Annotated in this window: 1 protein-coding gene; it reads right to left on the bottom strand. The window is 28.3% G+C overall.

Annotated elements, in window-relative coordinates; all coding sequences use genetic code 11:
- Positions 1-144: 144 nt before the first annotated feature.
- Positions 145-1,293 carry an ISAs1 family transposase gene (locus tag RH99_RS17975; protein WP_010241724.1) on the bottom strand — a complete coding sequence of 383 codons (1,149 nt, stop codon included), beginning with the start codon at positions 1,291-1,293 and terminating at the stop codon, positions 145-147.
- Positions 1,294-1,376: the final 83 nt, after the last annotated feature.

The raw sequence follows: 1,376 nt of genomic DNA on the forward strand, positions 1-1,376 counted from the left end.
CAGGGCAAACGCATCTTTATATTGTGTTTTATTCCAATATAAAGATGTATTTTTAAATTATGTTAAATAATTTTTGCTAATGTATATTTGTTTTAATATTCTGTAAATTAATTATACACTTATCCTTGGAGTATTTTTATTTTTCTATTCTTTACCTCGTAGAGGGTTAAAAATAACTTTCTCTAAATAGCTTTTATCTAAAGCACATCTAAGTTTCTTCAAATTTAAGCTTTTCTTTGAAGTTTTCTCTTCCCTGAGTAAATTTAATGATAAGTGTCGTAAGACTGCTAGATTTTCAGCAGAATTATTCTTCCTAGCTCTACATTTATCTTCGTTAAAAGAAACATCTAGAACCCAATGAAGTTTATTCTCTATGCCCCAATGTTGTCTTACACCTTTAGAAAATAATTCTATTGATTCAACACTAGTTATATAATAGCTGCGTTCAAATGTTTCTTTTTCTCCAATAATTCGCTTTCGTTCAACCATTCCTATTGATTTTATATTTTTCCAATCCTCTTTGTTATGTAACCATGAAATATCATTAACTAAATAATATTTTCTTGTTTCAATTCTTCCATGATTCTTTTCTTTGCTAATAAGTTTAAGTACATCTACATCTTTCATTTCATCTTTTATTATTGAATGAAAAAATAATTCCACATTATCATAAAGAGTTTCTTGGTTTTTCTTTAATGCCAATATGTAATCTGCTTCTTTTTCTATAATTGCTTCTGCTATTTTCTTTTGAGTACCCATAGCATCAATAGTAACAATAGTATTTTTTAACTCTAATAGCTCTAATAATTTAGGAATTGCTGTAATCTCATTGGATTTGTCTTCTGTTTTGATTTGACCTAAAACCACTTGGTTTTCATTTGCCCAAGCACTAACCATATGAATTGCTTTTTGATTTGAACTATCACAAGATGAACCTCTTAGTGTTTTGCCATCTATAGATACTATTTCACCTTTTACTAAACTAGATAACTCTTTCATTAGATCATTAAAGGATTTTTGAAATTGTTTAGGATCTATTTGAGAAAATACTCTGTTAAATGTATCATGTGATGGAATTCCATTAGGAAGCTCAAAATACATTTTTAGCCATTCTTCGCTTGCTTCTGCAAATTCCACAATACCATTATAGGATTCTGCACCACTAGTTATAGCACATATAGCTATTCCTATAATATCTATAAACTTATGTCTTTTGTTATCTCCTCTTGGGTCTTCGACCTCATTAAATGCATCAAATATATTTAGTTTCTTTATAAAAATCTTCCCCTTCATTTTTGATTTATATTGAAAATTATAATTGATATTAGTCTAAAATAAAAGGGCTACGCCCTAAAATCTTATATGCGTTTGCCCTG

The organism is Clostridium arbusti SL206 (assembly GCF_000246895.1).
In the GTDB taxonomy this organism is placed as follows: domain Bacteria; phylum Bacillota; class Clostridia; order Clostridiales; family Clostridiaceae; genus Clostridium_I; species Clostridium_I arbusti.